We start from the raw sequence: 18,390 nt of genomic DNA, 5'->3' as shown, positions 1-18,390 counted from the left end.
CTTGTTTGAACTTCTCTCCCCAGATCACGCCAGCCGGAAACCCCGGACGAGCCACGCCCATGTGGTCGCAGAGCTTGGAGGAGAGATCGTGGCAGGTGTTTTCCCGGTCGGATCGACTTTGCCGGGAGACGCGGAACTCGAACAGCGGTTTCATGTCTCCAGAACCGTGCTGCGGGAGGCCATGAAGACACTGGCGGCGAAAGGCCTGGTTGAAGCCCGCGCCCGGATCGGCACGCGGGTTACCGACCGCAAGCGCTGGAATCTTTTCGACAGCGATGTCCTGTCCTGGCACTTCAAGTATTCCTCCAACGAGGATCTCTTCAAGCATCTCGTGGACGTCCGCCTAACATTGGAACCAGCGGCAGCAGCTATGGCGGCTCTGCACGCGAGTGCCGAGGATATTGCCGAGCTGTACAAGCATGCGGACGACATGGCCGCTGCTGAAAGCAGCACTGAGTTTGTCAGGGCCGACCTCAAGCTTCACCTGGCGGTTCTGGGCATGTCCAAGAACCCGTTCATGTGGTCTGTCGGCTCTCTGATCGGCGCTGCGCTGAACCGCATTTTCCATCGCAGTTCACCAGCCTCAAATCCGGAGGATATTGCCCGTAACGCCGGAAACCACCGGGCCATAGTCGATGCCATAGCAGCACGCGATCAGGACGCTGCTTCCGCGGCCATGCGTAAGGTCATCATCGTGGGTGCGGAACGGGTTGCCGGCAAGGCCTGACAGGCGTCACTCCCGGACTGAGGCGCGAGACAGGATGAGGTCATGGAAATTCTGCGCGACAGGCGCGAGTTTCCTGTTTGCCAGCTTGATCAGCGAATAAGGCTGAATCGCGACATCACCTACGATGTCCAGAGACGCGATGCGGGCATCGGCACCAACACCGGCGGTGAAGAAATCGCCGACCGGTCCGGCGACGATCGTGATCGCGTTGGTCTGGCAGATCACCATCAGCGTCAAAAGGATGGAGCTGGTATTGAGCACCTTGGCCGGATAGGGAATGCCCCTGTCGCGCAGATAAGTTTCCACGGCCACCCGCAACATTGCCCCCTCAGGCTGGAGAACCCAATCATAAGCGATGCAATCCCTTAAGGTGAGGTCCTTCATCCGGGTAAGCGGGTGTTCTGCACGAACAATCAGCCGCAGAGGCTCCTGATCCAGATAGCGCGCCTCATAGCCGCGCGGATCACTTCCAGCAGGCACTCGTCCGATGAAGAAATCTATGCGCCCGTCATCCAGGGCGGCCGTCAGCACGTCGCTCGTGTTCACCTCCACGCTAACATTGACCAGCGGATGGGTGACACGGGTCTGCCGAATGGCCGGAAGCACATATTCCACGGCGGCACCAGTCACAGCGCCTATGGATACAGTCCCCGCAAGACCGCTCTTCAGATTCTCCAGTTCACGGTCCGCTTCGTCCAGCTCCCGAAGAACCAGCCGCGCCCGGACGGCCAGCCTCTCGCCATAAAGCGTCAAGGTCATGCCTCGTCCCTGCCGCTCCGCCAGCTTGACGCCGGTGATCTGCTCCATCTCGGTCAGGAGACGGGAGGCAGCCGGCTGGGAAGTGGCCAGAAGGTCCGCCGCCCTGCTGAGATGCCCTGTGCGCTCGACCGCAAGAATAAGGCGCAGATGCGCGAGACGAAGCCCCTTTTTCAGGAACCGGTCAGCCGTTTTTGCCTCGGCCAGCTGCAGCAGCGGATCCAGGCCTTTTCGTTTGGGCATGGTATTGGCGTCCCCTTTTCAACCTTAGGTGCAAGGCACTCATTATCATATCAATAACGATATAATAAAATCATAAATACTGATTTGTTTGATATAGCTTCCCGCACTAACGTGCCTTCGTCTATGGCAGGCCGTGCCGGACTGATGCGACAGAACGGGAGACCGCAGTGGTGCGCTCCCGGTAAGCCGCCCAGCCGCTAAGGCCGGAGGATCCGGCAAACGGCCCAGCCATTTCGATGGGAGGACATCATGAAATTTTTGAAAGCGGCTGCGGCTGCACTCGCTCTTTCTGTATCCATGTCTGCAGTGCCTGCGCTGGCCGATGGTCTCGTGGGCATCTCCATGCCGACCAAGTCGTCCGCACGCTGGATTTCAGACGGCAACTCCATGGTCGAGCAGTTCCAGGCCGCCGGCTACACCACCGACCTACAGTATGCGGAAGACGACATTCCGAACCAGCTCGCCCAGATCGAGAACATGATCACCAAGGGCGTCGACGTCCTGGTCATCGCTGCGATTGACGGCACCACGCTGTCCAACGCGCTGGAAAACGCATCCGCTGCCGGCATCAAGGTCATCGCTTATGACCGTCTCATTCGTGAAAGCGGCAACGTCGACTATTACGCCACCTTCGACAACTTCAAGGTCGGCGTGCAGCAGGCAACTTCGCTGGTCAACGGTCTGAAGGAACGCTTCGGCGACGGCCCGTACAACGTCGAGCTCTTCGGCGGTTCTCCGGACGATAACAACGCCTATTTCTTCTACAATGGCGCCATGTCCGTCCTGCAGCCGCTGATCGACGCCGGTACGGTCAACATTGCCTCCGGCCAGATGGGCATGGACAAGGTCGGCACCCTGCGCTGGGACGGCGCTGTCGCTCAGGCCCGCATGGACAACCTTTTGTCCGCTCACTACACCGACAAACAGGTCAATGGCGTACTGTCTCCGTATGACGGCCTGTCCATCGGCATCCTGTCGTCCCTCAAGGGCGTTGGTTACGGCTCCGGCGATCTCAAGATGCCGATCGTGACTGGTCAGGACGCGGAAGTTCAGTCGGTCAAGTCCATCCTGGCTGGCGAACAGTACTCGACCGTGTTCAAGGACACCCGTGAACTGGCGCGTGTCACCGTCGGTATGGTCAACGCGGTTCTTGGCGGTTCTGAGCCGGAAATCAACGACACAACCACCTATGACAACGGCGTAAAGGTCGTTCCGTCTTACCTGCTTGAGCCGGTCTCCGTGGATGCTTCCAACTGGAAGGAAATCCTGATCGGCAGCGGCTACTACACCGAAGATCAGGTGAAGTAAGCGGTTCAACGCAACAGACCTGCCCGCCTGGCCACAGGCCGGGCGGGCAGGTTCCTTATTGCCAACGGGTGCGCAGGTGTCATGTCGACCCTCTTGAGAATGCAGAACATCACCAAGACCTTCCCGGGCGTCAAAGCTCTGGACAGTGTCAATCTTGAGGTGAATGCAGGCGAAATTCACGCGGTAGTCGGAGAAAACGGCGCCGGAAAATCAACCCTGATGAAAGTGCTGTCAGGTGTCTATCCTTACGGAGAATACGAAGGCCAAATCCTGTTCGAGGGATCAGAGGCCCGATTCTCCGGGATTTCCGACAGCGAGAAACAGGGCATCATCATCATCCATCAGGAACTGGCCCTGGTGCCACTCCTATCCATTGCGGAAAACCTGTTCCTAGGCAACGAAGTCGCCAGCCGCGGCGTGATCGACTGGCAGGAAACATTCCGCAAGACGGAAACGCTGCTGCGCAAGGTTGGCCTCCGGGAAGCGCCGACAACCCTCGTCGACAAGCTCGGTGTCGGTAAGCAGCAGCTCGTTGAGATCGCCAAGGCCTTGGCCAAGGAAGTCAAGCTGCTTATCCTGGATGAGCCGACCGCAGCGCTTTCGGAAGCCGACAGTCAGGCCCTTCTGGATCTCTTACTGGAACTGAAATCTCAGGGCATCACGTCGATCCTGATCAGCCACAAGCTGAATGAGGTGGAACGTGTTGCCGACAGGATCACGGTCATCCGGGACGGAACGACGGTCTCGACCCTGCAGGCAGCCAAGTCCGAAATCAATGAGGAGCGCATTATCCGGGACATGGTTGGCCGGGACATGGCCCACCGTTATCCGGAGCGCGTGCGCTCTATTGGCGAGGTGCTGTTCGCGGTGAAAGACTGGACAGTCTATCATCCCGAGCATGCGGAACGGCAGATCATCCGCAAGGCATGTTTCCACGTCCGGAAGGGAGAAATCGTCGGCATTGCCGGACTGATGGGCTCTGGGCGGACAGAGCTTGCAATGAGCCTCTTTGGGCGCAGCTATGGCCAGAACATTTCTGGCGAAGCCCATCTGCATGGCAAGCCGATCGACGTCTCAACAGTGTCATCCGCCATCGCGTCAGGCCTTGCTTATGTCACGGAAGACCGCAAGGCACTTGGGCTGGTCCTGGACGAAACCATCCAGAAGAACATCAGCCTCGCCAATCTGGAAGGCATCTCGCGCGCCGGTGTTCTGAACGAAGCTCATGAGCAGACTGTGGCCGAAGGCTACCGGCAAGCCATGAACATCCGTACGCCAGGCGTCTACCAGAAGGTCGTGAACCTATCTGGTGGAAACCAGCAGAAGGTTGTTCTGTCCAAGTGGCTCTTCACCGAGCCGCAGGTTCTGATTCTGGACGAACCGACCCGCGGGATCGACGTGGGCGCGAAGTTCGAAATTTACGGCATCATGAACAAGCTGGCCGACGAAGGCCGCGGCGTTCTGATGATCTCTTCTGAAATGCCCGAGTTGTTGGGCATGTGTGACCGGATTTACGTGATGAACGAAGGTGCCCTGGTTGGGGAACTGGCTGCCGCTGAGGCAAGCCAGGAGCGCATCATGTCGTTCATCGTGAGGAGTTGAGAATGAGCACGGACCTTGCTGAAAAGACGCATGGCGGCGCTTCGGTGGCCAGTTATCTTGCGAGCCACCTGCGTGACTACGGCATGCTGCTGGCCCTGATCGCCATCATGGCGTTCTTTCAAGTCATTACCGACGGAACGCTTTTAAAGCCCGTCAACATTACGAACCTGTTCCTGCAGAACAGCTATATCATCATTATGGCCCTCGGCATGCTGCTCGTCATTGTGGCAGGGCATATTGATCTGTCCGTGGGCTCCGTTGTCGGCTTCGTCGGCGCGTTGGCCGCTGTGATGATGGTGGAATGGCAATGGTCCGTCTATATGACGATCCCCGTGTGTCTGGTGGTCGGCATCTTGATCGGAGCGGCACAGGGCTACTGGGTCGCCTTCTGGAAGATCCCGTCCTTCATCGTGACGCTCGCAGGCATGCTCGTCTTCCGCGGAGCATCCCTGTGGCTGCTGGAAGGCCAATCGGTTGGCCCGTTCCCGCGCGAATTCCAGGCGCTTTCCACCGGCTTCATCCCGGACCTTCTGCCCTTCATCAAGTCGATCTTCGGCTTGCAGCGCATGAACGGTCTTGCGGTTGTCGCAGGCATTGCAATCGCTGCTGTACTGGTCTGGCTCGGCATGCGGGCGCGCACCAGAAACAAGGCATATGGCATCGAAGGCGAGCCATTCAGCTTCTTTGTTCTGCGCAACGTTCTGGTGGCAGGCGCGATCATCTTCGTGTCCTACAAGCTGTCGACCTTCCGCGGCCTGCCCAATGTTCTGATCACCATGGGCATTCTGACGGTGATCTACGCCTTCCTGACTGAGAGCACCGTTCTTGGGCGCCGGATCTATGCGCTTGGCGGCAACCAGAAGGCAGCGAAACTGTCCGGTATCAAAACCGAACGGCTGACCTTCCTGACCTTCATCAACATGGGCATGCTTGCAGCTCTGGCTGGTCTGATTTTCGCGGCCCGCCTCAACACGGCTACACCCAAGGCCGGGGTTTCCTTTGAGCTGGATGTGATCGCAGCCGTGTTTATCGGCGGGGCATCCATGTCCGGCGGCGTTGGCAAGATCGTCGGCGCAGTGGTCGGCGCCTTCATCATGGGCGTCATGAACAATGGCATGTCCATCATGGGCATCGGCATCGACTATCAGCAGATGATCAAGGGCCTTGTCCTGCTCGCTGCCGTGATCTTCGATGTCTACAACAAGAACAAGTCCGCGTGAGCGGTGGAGAGGTTCAAATGCTTCTGTCACAAATCCAGATGCCGGACGGCGCAACCGCAGTCGTCGCGCGCGAGGGCACCGAAGCCTATGTGGTGAAGGGCGTTGCCTCCATCTACGATCTGGCGCTTGATTGCATCCGTTCCGGCCAATCCATCGCAGCCAAGGTCGCAAGCCTTGGCGTCGGGGAAGCGGTTGATCTGCACCGCGCTGCCGAAGAAGGCCGGCTGCTGCTGCCGATCCTGCCGCCGGATCCGGCTCACCTTCATCTGACCGGCACTGGCCTCACCCATCTGGGCTCCGCCTCCGCCCGCAACGCCATGCACCAGAAGCTGGCAGGCGACGCGGAAGAACTGACCGATTCCATGAAGATGTTCCGCCTGGGTCTTGAAGGCGGCAAGCCTGACGGTGACAAGCCCGGCGTTCAGCCCGAGTGGTTCTACAAGGGCAACGGTTACTGCGCCGTCCCTTCGGGCGCCCCGCTCAACGCGCCCGACTTCGCGCTCGATGGTGGGGAAGAGCCGGAAATCGCCGGGATCTACGTCATCGGCGATGATGGCACGCCCTATCGCATTGGCTTTGCGCTCGCCAACGAGTTCTCCGACCATGTGATGGAGCAGATCAACTATCTGTATCTCGCCCATTCCAAGCTGCGCCCGGCGGCATTCGGTCCGGAGATCCTGCTCGGCGACCTGCCTCAGAACATCGAGGGCACCTCGAAGCTGATCCGCGACGGCCAGACCTTCTGGGAAAAGCCCTTCGTTTCCGGCGAGGCGAACATGTCCTATTCGCTGGCCAACCTGGAACACCACCACTTCAAATATGACGTATTCCGCAAGCCCGGCGACGTTCATGTGCACATGTTCGGCACGGCAACCCTCTCCTTCTCGGACAAGATCCGCACACAGGATGGGGACGTGTTCGAGATCTCGGCCCCGGCCTTCGGTCTGCCTCTGCGCAATCCGCTGAAAATGACCGGTGAAGGCGAAGCTGCGGCCATGACGAAAGTCACCGCTCTTTAAGATGCATCCCATCAGCCGGACGCACATGTGCCCGGCTGACCAGATGGAGCAAAAAAGCTCCAGAACTCCAAATGGACACGAAGAAAATGCGCAAGCTGCCCCAATGGCCCAGACGTCTGCGTTCGCAGGAATGGTTTGAAGGCACGGAAAAAGACCAGATCTATCACCGCTCCTGGATGCGCAACCAGGGCCTGCCCGCCGACCTGTTCGATGGCCGTCCGGTCATCGGCATCTGCAACACCTGGTCCGAACTGACACCCTGTAACGCGCATCTGCGCGACCTGGCCCAGCGGGTGAAGCACGGCATCTACGAGGCAGGCGGTCTGCCGCTGGAGTTTCCGGTGTTCTCTCCAGGCGAAAGCTCACTTCGCCCCACGGCCATGATGTTCCGCAATCTCTGCGCCATGGGCGTCGAGGAGGCCCTGCGCGGCAATCCGCTCGATGGCGTAGTCCTTATGGTCGGCTGTGACAAGACCACGCCGGCGCTTCTGATGGGAGCTGCCAGCGTGGACATTCCGGCCATCGTGGTCACTGGCGGCCCGATGCTGAACGGCAAATGGCGCAATCAAGACATCGGCTCGGGCACCGCTCTCTGGCAGTTCTCGGAAATGGTAAAGTCCGGCGAGCTAACGACAGATGATTTCGTGGAAGCCGAGCAGGCCATGTCCCGCTCCCCCGGCTCCTGCAACACCATGGGCACCGCCTCTTCCATGGCCTGCATGGCGGAAGCGCTCGGCATGGCCCTGTCCGGCAATGCCGCCATTCCCGCTGTCGACAGCCGCCGCCGGGTGATGGCCCATCTGACCGGCCGCCGCATCGTGGATATGGTGAAGGAAGACCTGAAGCCTTCTGAAATCATGACCCGCAAGGCCTTTGAAAATGCCATCCGCGCCAATGCGGCCATCGGTGGCTCCACCAATGCGGTGGTTCACCTGCTGGCAATCGCAGGCCGCCTCGGTCTCGACCTGACCCTCGATGATTGGGACAAGTTCGGCCGGGACATTCCGACCATCGTGAACCTGATGCCCTCCGGCAAATATCTGATGGAAGAGTTCTTCTATGCCGGCGGCCTGCCGGTGGTGCTGAAGTCCCTTCTGGAGGGCAACCATCTCCATGGTGACAGCCTGACAGTCTCCGGCCGGACCATGGCAGAAGAAATCGCTCCGGCCCGCAACTGGAATGAAGACGTTATCCGTCCGGTCGATAAGGCCCTGACCGCATCAGGCGGCATTGCGATCCTGCGCGGCAACCTTGCCCCCAAGGGCGCAGTGCTGAAGCCGTCGGCTGCATCCGAGCACCTGATGCAGCACCGTGGCCGCGCGGTCGTCTTCGAGGATATCGACGACTACAAGGCCCGCATCAATGACGAAGATCTCGACATCGACGAGAGCTGCATCATGGTGATGAAGAACTGCGGACCGCGCGGCTATCCGGGCATGGCGGAAGTTGGCAACATGGGCCTGCCGCCCAAGGTGCTGCGCAAGGGCATCAAGGACATGATCCGCATTTCCGATGCCCGCATGTCCGGCACGGCCTATGGCACCGTGATCCTGCACACCGCACCGGAAGCCGCTGTTGGCGGACCGCTCGCCATCGTCCAGACCGGTGACTGGATCGAGGTCGACGTGCCACGCCGCCGCTTGCATCTCGATATCCCGCAGGAGGAAATCGACCGGCGCCTTGCCGCATGGACCCCGCCTGTCGCGGCTCCGGAAAGCGGCTATGCGAGCCTTTACCATCAACATGTGATGGGGGCTGACGAAGGCGCGGACTTCGACTTCCTGCGCGGTGGCCGTGGCAATGCGGTGGCCCGCGAGGCGCATTAAAGGCAAGACACAATCAAGATGACTCAAAAGCCCCCTCACAAGGTCGCTCTCGTCGGCCTTGGCAAGATCGCGAAAGACCAGCACGTTCCCTCGATCACCAAGTCCGAAGCGTTCGAAGTTGGCGCCATCGTCAGCCGCAGCGCCACCGGTCAGAAGGTACCGGTGTATGAAACGCTCGACGCGATGCTGGCCGGCGAGCCGGATATCAAGGTCGTCTCGCTCTGCGTCCCGCCCCAGGTCCGGTTCGACATGGCAAGGCTGGCGCTGTCCCGCAAGCGGGATGTGCTGCTTGAAAAGCCGCCGGGAGCCAGCGTTGCCGAGGTGCATGCGCTCGAACGGCTCGCAAGGGAAAACGGCTGCGTGCTCTATGCGACCTGGCATTCCCGCCACGCCATGGGCGTCGCCGGTGCAAAGGCATGGCTGGCAAGCCGCAAGCCCTTGTCCGCCCGCATCACCTGGCGTGAAGACGTGCGCCACTGGCATCCGGGTCAGGCGTGGATCTGGGAGGCTGGCGGTCTCGGCGTCTTCGATCCGGGTATCAACGCCCTGTCAATCATGACCGAGATCCTGCCGGTGCCAGTGCATGTCTCGTCTGCGGACCTGACTTTTCCGGAAAACCGCGACACTCCGATTGCCGCTGCTATCCGTCTCAACGGTGCGGACGGCCTGACGGTGGAGGCGGACTTCGACTGGCGCCAGACCGGCACGCAGACGTGGGAAATCGAAGTTGTCACGGACCAGGGAACAATCCTGCTGTCCGGCGGCGGTGCAACTGTCACCATTGACGGTAAAGAAGTATCGTCAGACGAGGCCCTCGCCTCGGAATATGACGGCATCTATGCCCATTTCGCCGATCTGCTGGCATCCCGCACCAGCGACGTCGACCTGACACCTCTGGTTCATGTCGCCGACGCCTTCATGCTTGGCAAACGCCTCCAGACGGAAGCCTTCTTCGACTGAAGAATGTACCGCCCGGACTGAAGCAAACTATCATGTTACACCCCGCCTGAATCAGCACCCGGCGGGGTGTACTTCATTTGACGAAAGACAATCACATCCGTTCGATGATGACGGCGATGCCCTGACCACCGCCAATGCACATGGTGGCAAGGCCATAGCGGCCACCGGTGCGCTGAAGCTCATAGGCCAGCTTCACCAGAATGATTGTCCCCGATGCCCCGACCGGATGACCGAGAGCGACCGCGCCGCCATTCGGATTGACCTTGGCCGGATCAAGCCCGAGGTCCTGCGTCACCGCACAGGCCTGCGCCGCAAAGGCCTCGTTGGATTCGATCACATCGAGATCGGCAACCGTCAACCCCGCCCGCTCCAGCGCCTGGCGCGAGGCCGGAACCGGCCCAAGGCCCATCACTTCCGGCGCAACACCACCAAGACCATAAGCAACGATCCGCGCTAGCGGCTTTACGCCCCGCGCTGCCGCTAAGTCTTCGGCCATCAGCACCACAGCACCTGCCCCGTCATTGATGCCGCTGGCGTTGCCTGCGGTGACCGTTCCCTCCTTGCGGAAGGCAGGGCGAAGCTTGGCCATGTCCTCAAGGGTTACACCCGGACGCACGTGCTCATCCGTGTCGAACACCGTTTCGCTCCGGCCCTTCTTCACCATCATCGGCAGGATCTGATCCTTGAAATAGCCTGCCTCGATCGCACGCGCTGCCCGGCGATGGGACTCGACAGCAAACGCATCCTGGGCCGCCCGGTCGATCTTGCCCCGCTCGGCGACGTTCTCTGCCGTGATGCCCATATGGCCGTTGCCGAAAGGATCGTTGAGCGCACCGAGCATCATGTCGACCACAACTGCATCGCCCATCTTCTGGCCGTTACGGGCTTGAGTCAGGAGATGCCCCGCGCGGCTCATGCTTTCCGTACCACCCGCCAGAACGATATCCGCATTGCCGAGCATGACCTGCTCTGCCGCCGTCACCACCGCCTGAAGGCCGGAACCACACAGGCGGTTGAGCGTCAGCGCCGGTGAGGTTTCCGGAACACCGGCACGCATGGCGGCGACGCGGCTGACATACATGTCCTCCGGCGCCGTGTGGATCACGCTGCCGAAAACCGACTGCTGGATATCCTTGCCTTCACAACCCGCCCGGGCAATGGCCTCACGGGCAACAGCTGCTCCCATGTCGCACGGGGAAATGCTGGCGAGCGATCCGCCAAAATCTCCGATGGCGGTGCGGACACCGGATGCAATGACAACAGAACGGGACATGAGCTTCTCCTCCTGGCCGGCCGGGCCTGACTTCTTTCATTGAAGCGCAAGGTAACGGGCTCAGGAGAACGGATCCAGCCGCAACCTAAGGGAAGCTCGCCAAAAGAATGAGGAGGATCGCTTTCGTCAGGCTACCGTCAGGCCGAGCAATGCGCAATCAGGCGGTTGAGGAAGGCGTCGCAGGCAGCCAGTTCGCTGATTTCGACGAATTCGTCCGGCGTATGCGCCTGGGCAATATCTCCCGGACCAACGACGACGGTCGGAATGCCCGCCATCTCGCGGAACAACCCGGCTTCCGTGCCATAGGCAACCTTGGAGAAGCCATTGCGGCCCGCCAGATGCTTGGCGAGCGCCACGATCTCCTCATCTGCCCCGGTCGCAAGCCCCGGAATGCTGGAGATCAGATGGAAGCCGATTCCGCAGTCCGGGTCCACCGCCTTCATGCGCGGCTCCAGAACGTCACGGGCATAGGCGAAGACTTCCTCATTCAGGGCCTCCGCATCTTCCTCCGGCAGGGAGCGGAACTCGAAGTCGAAGCTGCAAAGCTCCGGAACGATGTTGAGCTGGGTGCCGCCCCGGATCACCCCCACATGACTGGTTGTCACCGGCATGTCGTACAGCTCATCATGGCGGCCCTTGGCCAGACGCTCGCCAATCTCGCGGATCTTCATGATCAGCGCCGCCGCATATTCAATGGCATTGACGAAATTTGGCGCCAGCGAAGAGTGACCGGACTTGCCCGTTACTGTCACCCGGAAACTGTGCTTGGCCTTGTGGCCGGTGATCACATCCATCTTCGTCGGCTCACCGACGAAACAGCCGAGCGGTTTCAAATCCCATCCGGCCATATCCGCAACCATGCTGCGCACGCCGATACAGCCGACTTCCTCGTCATAGGAAAGGGCGATATGGAATGGCGACTTTAGATCCGCTTCCAGAAAATGGGGCACCTTGGACAGGCAGCAGGCCACGTAGCCCTTCATGTCGCAGGCACCGCGCCCGAAGAGCTTGCCATCTTCTTCACGCAGCACAAACGGGTCGGACGTCCAGTCCTGGCCCTTCACCGGCACCACGTCCGTATGCCCGGACAGAATATAGCCCGGCACATCCTCAGGACCGATGGTCACAAGCAGATTGGACTTGGTGCCCGTCGCATCGGGAAAACGGCACGGCTCAAGACCAAAGGAACGCAGCCAGTCTTCCACGTGGTCGATCAGGGGCAGATTGGAATTTCCGCTCGTAGTGTCGAAAGAAACAAGATCTGCAAGCACTTCCCGGCTTGTGGGCCGGGCCTTGGGCATCATGAAATACGGCATCTGTGTCTTTCGGCCGGAGGCGGAACACACCCTGTGAAGGCGTGAGCACGGAGCGGATCGCACCGCACAATCACTTGAATAAGTAGCCTGCGGCTCGATGAAGCTCAAGGCCGCAGGGCAAGTGCCTGAAACAGGCCCGTCCCGGACAGTCTCAGACGCTGTAGTAGTCCCGGTACCATTTCACGAACCGGCCAACCCCTTCCTGGACCGTGGTCCGGGGCCGGTATCCGGTGAGCTTCTGCAGGAGATTGGCATCGGCCCATGTCGCAGGAACGTCGCCCGCCTGCATCGGCATCAGGTTCCGTTCGGCGCGCTTGCCCGTCGCTTCTTCAATGGCACCGATGAAGTCGGTCAACTGCACCGTATTGGAATTACCGATGTTCACCACCCGCCATGGCGCAACGGGAGAGAGGCTGTCGCCCTCTTCCACCACACCGTCTTCGGGACGCACGGGAACCGCGTCGATCAAAAGCCGGATTCCCTCGACCAGATCTTCGACATAGGTGAAGTCCCGCTTCATGTCGCCATGATTGTAGACATCGATCGGCTTGCCTTCGAGGATCGCCTTGGTGAATTTGAAGAGCGCCATGTCCGGGCGTCCCCAGGGACCATAGACCGTAAAGAAGCGGAACATGGTCACCGGCAGATCGAAGAGATGGGCGTAGGAATGGGCCATGTTCTCCGTCGCCTTCTTGGTGGCGGCGTAGAAGGACATCTGATGGTCTGCCTTGTCTGTCTCCCGGTAAGGCATCTCGGTGTTGGCGCCATAGGCCGACGAGGTTGAGGCCACCAGCAGATGCTGCGGCGGATGGGCGCGGGCGGCTTCCAGCAGCTCGAACGTGCCGCAGATGTTGCTTTCCAGATAGGACCGCGGATTTTCAATCGAGTAGCGCACACCCGCCTGGGCCGCCAGATGGATCACCACATCCGGCCGCTCCCGGCTGAAGAGGTTCATCAAGAGATCCGGCGTCTCGACCCGGTCATTGATGGCGGTGAAATGCTCGTGCTGCAGCAGCATTTGCTGCCGCCGCTGCTTCAGCGCCACATCGTAGTAGTCCGTCATGGCATCTAGGCCGATGACCCGGAACCCGTCTGCCAGCAGGCGCGTGCAGAGAAAGTATCCGATGAACCCGGCCGATCCGGTGACAAGAGCAGTGCGCATGCAGCAATGACCTCAAAGAAGCGGATTCAAAAAAGAAGCTGGCACGTGCATAGCCTGCCAGCTTCTGATTTGACAAATCATTCCGCCCCTGGACGATCAATTCCAGGTCAGGCAGCCGTCTCGGCGCGGTCGACAAGGGCGCCGCGGGCGCCGATCACCGCACCGGCAAGCCGCACTCCGGCCTGCACAGCCTGTTCGAGGGCGACACCCTCGCAATAGGCGGCCAGGAAACCGGCATTGAAGCTGTCGCCTGCTGCGGTCGTGTCCACCACGATGGCGACCGGCTGAACCGGAACAACGGTCCGGCCCTCGCCGGACACGCAAACAACTTCTTCCGGGCCGTTCTTGACAACCACCAGGCCGCAACCGGCCTTGCGGTAGCGCTCTGCTGTATCGTCCGGCGTCTTGTCGCCAAAATAGGACGCCTCGTCCTCGTAAGAGGGAAGAGCAATGTCGCAAACCGCAGCGGCGTCCATGATGGAGTTGCACATGGTCACCACATCCGGCCACAGACGCGGACGCAGGTTGGGATCGAACACGACAGTCGCACCCTTTGCCCGTGCCCGGCCAACCGCCGCAAGAAAGGCCGTACGGTCAGCCTCTGGCAGAACCGCGATGGTGATGCCGGAGAAATAGACGATCTTTGCCGGCGCCAGAACCTTTTCGACGTGAGCGATGTCAGCAGCCAAGCAGCGCGCAGCGGAATCGGAGCGCCAATAGGCAAAGCTGCGCTCGCCATTGGTGAGCTGAATCATGTAGAGGCCGACAGTCTTGTCGGTGCGGCGCTGAATTGGATCCGTCGTGATGCCGGAATCCTGCATGAAGGCAACCATCCTGTCGGACACCGCATCCGTCCCGACGGCGGTCAGATAGGACACATCCCAATTGGCAGGGAACATACGGCGGGCATACCACGCGGTGTTCAGCGTATCGCCCGCAAAGCCCATGGAATAAGTGCCCTCCACGGTCGGAGCCATTTCCACCATGCATTCGCCTATGGCGACAAATCGATTAGTCACTGGAAGCCTCGTTTACGAAAAACTCTTCGTAGTTGCGGCGGATGCGCGGCAACTGTTCCTTGATGCGGGCGAGATGCCGCGTCATGGCCTCGACCGCACGGGTCTTTTCACGGGACTTCAGCGCGTCCAGGACCTTGATGTGATCCTCGAACGCATCCCGTGATGCAAAGGACAGAGAGAGAAACCGGACACGGTCCATGTGCGCCTTGTTCTCGCGGATGATATCCCAGGCAAATTCCAGTCCGGACCGTTCACAGATTTCCTTATGAAACAGGTCGTCATATCGGTGAAAGGTCTCGGGATCCAATTCCTCGACCGCCTGTTTCTGGCGGTTCATGATACCGTCGAGAGCGGCGAGATCAGTAGAGGTCAGCGTGTCGCAGGCCACCTGAACGGTCTGAACCTCAATGGCATTGCGCACAAACCGGGCCTGGTAGACCGCGCTCTCAGAGATCTGCGTCACGGTAGTTGCCCGCTGGGGCCGGATGAGAAGAAAACCCAGCTTGGAAAGCCGGTAGAAAGCATCGCGCACAGGCTGCCGCGACACGCCCAGCGCCTTGGCGACTTCCGCCTCGGACATCTTGGTCGCAGGGGGCAAGTCCAGGGACAGGATCTGCCGGTAAAGCGTCTCGAACACAGTGTCGGCGACAGATTGCCTCTGCAACGGCTCAAGTGCCTTCAACGGCCCCTTCTCCAACATGGCCTCTCCATCCCATTCACATCCCGGCGCATCCGGTTTCCGGATTGTAGCCGTGCTTGTTTTTCTTCCTGCCAATCAGCCTCGGGACTCCACCGGAACCCTTCCCGGCCCAGTCACGACCCCGCACAAAAGGGAGTGTGATTTGAGCCTTTCCGGAGACTATCGCCCTAAAGTCTGATTTGACATCATCTGGCATATTAGTATACTAGAAGCGATAGAGAATGCAAGTTCTGCAAACCATCAAGACATTGATTGAGGGAAGAAAATGGCGTCCCAGCTGGACCCGGACAGACTGTTTCCGGCAGATACCCGCACACGCGAAATCGCACGTTCGCTCTACGCAACGATTGCGGATTTGCCGATTATCAGCCCTCATGGACACACCGATCCCCGCTGGTTTGCGGAGAACGAAGCCTTCCCGGATCCGGCTCAGCTTTTCATCACTCCGGACCACTACGTTTTCCGCATGCTCTGCTCACAGGGCATCGCGCTGGAAAGCCTCGGCGTGCCGCGCATTGACGGTGGCTGGACCGAGACCGATGGCCGCAAGATTTGGAAGCTCTTCGCTTCAAACTATCATCTGTTCCGCGCTACCCCGTCCCGCATGTGGCTGGATCATTCGTTCGAAACCGTTTTCGGCTGGACCAAGCGCCTGAACGCGGAAACCGCCGACGAGGCCTATGATCACATCGCTGACTGCCTGACCCGGCCGGACTTCCGGCCGCGCGCCCTGTTCGAACGGTTCAAGATCGAAGCCATCGCCACCACGGAATCCGCTCTGGATGACCTGAAGTGGCACCGCATGATCCGCGAAAGCGGCTGGTCCGGCAAAGTCATCACCGCCTACCGTCCGGACTCAGTGGTCGATCCGGAATTCGACGGCTTTGCTGAAAACGTCGAGAAGTTCGGTGAACTTGCTGGCGAAGATGCCACCACCTGGGCCGGCTATCTCGCAGCCCACCGGAACCGCCGCGCCTATTTCAAGGAATTCGGTGCAACGTCTTCCGATCATGGCCACGCAACGGCCCGCACGGAAAACCTGCCTCAGGCAGAAGCGGAAGCCCTGTTCCAGAAAGCCCTCAAGGGCACATGCACTGCGGAGGAGGCAGATGCATTCCGGGGCCACATGCTGACGGAAATGGCCCGCATGAGCCTTGAGGATGATCTGGTGCTCCAGATCCATCCGGGCAGCTTCCGCAACCATTCCGGCCCGGTCATGAAGACCTTCGGCCGCGACAAGGGCTTCGACATTCCTAGCCGCACCGACTACGTCCGCGCCCTGCGGCCGCTGCTCGATGCCGTCGGCATGGAAAAGAACCTGTCTGTCATCGCCTTCACGCTTGATGAAACCTCATACTCGCGCGAGCTGGCGCCGCTGGCTGGTGTCTATCCGGCGCTGAAGCTGGGCCCGGCATGGTGGTTCTTCGACAGTCCGGAAGGGATGCGCCGGTTCCGTGAAGCCACAACGGAAACCGCAGGCTTCTACAACACGGTCGGGTTCAACGATGACACCCGCGCCTTCTGCTCCATTCCGGCCCGCCACGATGTGGCCCGCCGTGTGGACTGTGCTTATCTCGCCCATCTGGTCGTAACCGGCCGGTTGGCGGAGGATGAGGCTTTCGAGGTCGCGCATGACCTCGGATACCGGCTTGCCAAGCAGGCCTACCGGCTCTGACGAGCCATCATTTGGGAGGAGAATCCATGTCCTACTTGAAATCCTTTGCTGCAGCGCTGCTCGCCAGCGCTGCAATTGCCACCTCGGCGGCAGCTTGCGAAGTTACATTGAAGTCTTCGGACACGCATCCGGATGGTTACCCGACGGTCGAAGCTGTCAAGCAGATGGGCAAGCTTCTGGAAGAACGCACCGGCGGCCGTCTTTGCGTTGAAGTTTTCCATTCCGCGCAGCTCGGTCAGGAAAAGGACACCATCGAGCAGACCAAGTTCGGTGTGATCGACCTGAACCGCGTATCAATGGGCCCGTTCAACAACCTGATCGAAGAGACCAAGGTCGTTTCGCTGCCTTATATCTTCAAGAACACCGAGCACATGCACAAAGTGATGGATGGTCCGGTTGGTGACGAGATCCTCAAGGCCTTCGAGCCTCATGGATATGTCGGTCTGGCCTTCTATGATGGCGGCTCGCGCAGCTTCTACAACAAGGTCAAGCCGATCAAGTCGATTGATGACCTGAAGGGCATGAAGGTCCGTGTCATGCAGTCCGACATCTTCGTCGACATGATGACGGCCCTTGGTGCGAACGCCACCCCGATGCCTTATGGCGAAGTGTATTCAGCCATCCAGACCGGCGTTATCGACGGGGCTGAAAACAACTGGCCGTCCTTTGAGTCCTCCGGCCACTATGAAGTCGCGGGCTACTACACGCTCGACGAACACCTGATCGTTCCGGAAATCTTCGTCATGTCCAAGGTGAGCTGGGACCAGCTGTCTCCGGAAGACCAGGCAGCAGTCCGTCAGGCAGCCAAGGACTCCGTTCCGGTCATGCGTGATCTGTGGGCGGCCCGTGAAAAAGCCTCCGAGGAAAAAGTCCGCGCCGCTGGTGTGGAAGTTATCACAGACATCGACAAGGCTCCATTCATGGCAGCTATGGACAGTGTCTATGAGAAGCATGTCACGTCGGACAAGCTCAAGGACCTCGTAAAGCGCATCCGCGCAACCGACTGATAGAGTTTACCCGGTCTATGGCGGCCTTCCGCCATGGACCCTTCGTGGGGGGAGAAACGTGCAGAACTTGATGGAGAAAATCGCAATAGGGATGTCCCTGGTTGCGAGAGTTGCTCTTTTGCTGGCCTGTGCCGGCCTGATCCTGATGACCGTCTTCATTTCGGCACAGGTCTTCATGCGTTACGTGCTGAACAGCTCACTCGTCTGGAGTGAGCCCGCCGCCGTGATCCTGATGGGGTGGTTTATTTTTCTGGGCGCGTCTGTCGGTATCCGCGAAGGCTATCACCTCAGCTTTGATGTCCTGCTCTATTTTCTGCCCGAAAGCGCTAAGAACTGGCTGTTCAGCATTTCCGATGTCATCGTCACGGCCTTCGGCTTCGGCATGTTCTGGTATGGCGGACAGCTTATGCTCTCGGCCTGGGACGTCACCCTTCCTTCCCTTGGTATTTCCGGAGCCTTCGACTTCCTGCCGCTGGTCGGCGGAGGCGCTCTCGTGATGCTGTTCTCGCTTGAACGCCTGGCCCGCCGCGCGGCCGGCTTGCCGACGTCCCGCTTCGGCGACGTTGTGGAGGAATGA

At 59.9% G+C, this 18,390-nt stretch carries 16 protein-coding genes; 10 read left to right on the top strand and 6 right to left on the bottom strand.

Annotation, left to right across the window (positions count from 1 at the left end; translation table 11 throughout):
* The first annotated feature begins 1 nt into the window (after nt 1).
* The gene (locus IG616_RS06265) at nt 2-727 is read left to right on the top strand and encodes a FadR/GntR family transcriptional regulator (protein WP_192147292.1); all 726 of its coding nucleotides are present in this window, start codon (nt 2-4) and stop codon (nt 725-727) included.
* Between the two features lie 6 nt (nt 728-733).
* On the opposite strand, the gene IG616_RS06260 is transcribed toward IG616_RS06265, so the two are convergent.
* Nucleotides 734-1,726 (bottom strand): LysR family transcriptional regulator, encoded by a 993-nt coding sequence (locus IG616_RS06260; protein WP_192147291.1) that lies wholly within the window; start codon nt 1,724-1,726, stop codon nt 734-736.
* A 249-nt stretch (nt 1,727-1,975) separates the two neighbouring features.
* On the opposite strand from IG616_RS06260, the gene chvE reads away from it, so the two are divergent.
* The 6 genes from chvE (at nt 1,976) to IG616_RS06230 (ending at nt 9,661) form a co-directional block, all read left to right on the top strand.
* A complete protein-coding gene (gene chvE, locus IG616_RS06255) occupies nt 1,976-3,034 on the top strand; it encodes a multiple monosaccharide ABC transporter substrate-binding protein (RefSeq protein ID WP_192147290.1) in 1,059 nt (352 codons plus the stop codon).
* Nucleotides 3,035-3,115: 81 nt separating this feature from the next.
* Nucleotides 3,116-4,636 (top strand): multiple monosaccharide ABC transporter ATP-binding protein, encoded by a 1,521-nt coding sequence (gene mmsA / locus IG616_RS06250; RefSeq protein ID WP_192147289.1) that lies wholly within the window; start codon nt 3,116-3,118, stop codon nt 4,634-4,636.
* A gap of 2 nt (nt 4,637-4,638) precedes the next feature.
* Entirely contained in the window at nt 4,639-5,856 is a 1,218-nt protein-coding gene (mmsB, locus tag IG616_RS06245; protein ID WP_192147288.1) for a multiple monosaccharide ABC transporter permease, read from the top strand.
* Nucleotides 5,857-5,873: 17 nt separating this feature from the next.
* Nucleotides 5,874-6,875 carry an AraD1 family protein gene (gene araD1, locus IG616_RS06240; RefSeq protein ID WP_192147287.1) on the top strand — a complete coding sequence of 334 codons (1,002 nt, stop codon included), beginning with the start codon at nt 5,874-5,876 and terminating at the stop codon, nt 6,873-6,875.
* Between the two features lie 86 nt (nt 6,876-6,961).
* The gene (araD, locus tag IG616_RS06235) at nt 6,962-8,701 is read left to right on the top strand and encodes an L-arabinonate dehydratase (protein WP_192147561.1); all 1,740 of its coding nucleotides are present in this window, start codon (nt 6,962-6,964) and stop codon (nt 8,699-8,701) included.
* An 18-nt stretch (nt 8,702-8,719) separates the two neighbouring features.
* The gene (locus IG616_RS06230; protein WP_192147286.1) at nt 8,720-9,661 is read left to right on the top strand and encodes a Gfo/Idh/MocA family protein; all 942 of its coding nucleotides are present in this window, start codon (nt 8,720-8,722) and stop codon (nt 9,659-9,661) included.
* A gap of 91 nt (nt 9,662-9,752) precedes the next feature.
* Here the strand turns inward: IG616_RS06230 and IG616_RS06225 are convergent, their stop codons facing one another.
* From IG616_RS06225 to IG616_RS06205, 5 genes are all read right to left on the bottom strand, one after another.
* Nucleotides 9,753-10,934 (bottom strand): acetyl-CoA C-acyltransferase family protein, encoded by a 1,182-nt coding sequence (locus IG616_RS06225; RefSeq protein ID WP_192147285.1) that lies wholly within the window; start codon nt 10,932-10,934, stop codon nt 9,753-9,755.
* A gap of 137 nt (nt 10,935-11,071) precedes the next feature.
* Entirely contained in the window at nt 11,072-12,250 is a 1,179-nt protein-coding gene (gene argE / locus IG616_RS06220; protein WP_246476145.1) for an acetylornithine deacetylase, read from the bottom strand.
* Between the two features lie 151 nt (nt 12,251-12,401).
* The gene (locus IG616_RS06215) at nt 12,402-13,412 is read right to left on the bottom strand and encodes a GDP-mannose 4,6-dehydratase (protein WP_192147284.1); all 1,011 of its coding nucleotides are present in this window, start codon (nt 13,410-13,412) and stop codon (nt 12,402-12,404) included.
* 107 nt (nt 13,413-13,519) lie between these two features.
* Nucleotides 13,520-14,431, bottom strand: a complete 912-nt coding sequence (locus IG616_RS06210; RefSeq protein WP_192147283.1) for a PfkB family carbohydrate kinase — start codon at nt 14,429-14,431, stop codon at nt 13,520-13,522.
* Nucleotides 14,424-15,131: a GntR family transcriptional regulator gene (locus IG616_RS06205; protein ID WP_192147282.1), complete on the bottom strand. Its 708-nt coding sequence runs from the start codon at nt 15,129-15,131 to the stop codon at nt 14,424-14,426. Before IG616_RS06205 ends, IG616_RS06210 begins: the two co-directional genes overlap by 8 nt.
* Before the next feature lie 265 nt (nt 15,132-15,396).
* Here IG616_RS06205 and uxaC point away from each other — a divergent pair, with 265 nt between their 5' ends.
* From uxaC to IG616_RS06190, 3 genes are all read left to right on the top strand, one after another.
* Nucleotides 15,397-16,806, top strand: a complete 1,410-nt coding sequence (gene uxaC, locus IG616_RS06200) for a glucuronate isomerase (RefSeq protein ID WP_192147281.1) — start codon at nt 15,397-15,399, stop codon at nt 16,804-16,806.
* A 26-nt stretch (nt 16,807-16,832) separates the two neighbouring features.
* Nucleotides 16,833-17,813: a TRAP transporter substrate-binding protein gene (locus IG616_RS06195; protein ID WP_192147280.1), complete on the top strand. Its 981-nt coding sequence runs from the start codon at nt 16,833-16,835 to the stop codon at nt 17,811-17,813.
* A gap of 70 nt (nt 17,814-17,883) precedes the next feature.
* Complete coding sequence (locus IG616_RS06190) at nt 17,884-18,390, top strand: TRAP transporter small permease (protein WP_192147279.1); 507 nt, start codon at nt 17,884-17,886, stop codon at nt 18,388-18,390.

The organism is Roseibium litorale (assembly GCF_014842915.1).
Taxonomy (GTDB): Bacteria; Pseudomonadota; Alphaproteobacteria; order Rhizobiales; family Stappiaceae; genus Roseibium; species Roseibium litorale.
The sequence above is the reverse complement of the archived record's forward strand: the minus strand, read 5'-3'. Positions and strand labels throughout refer to the sequence as shown.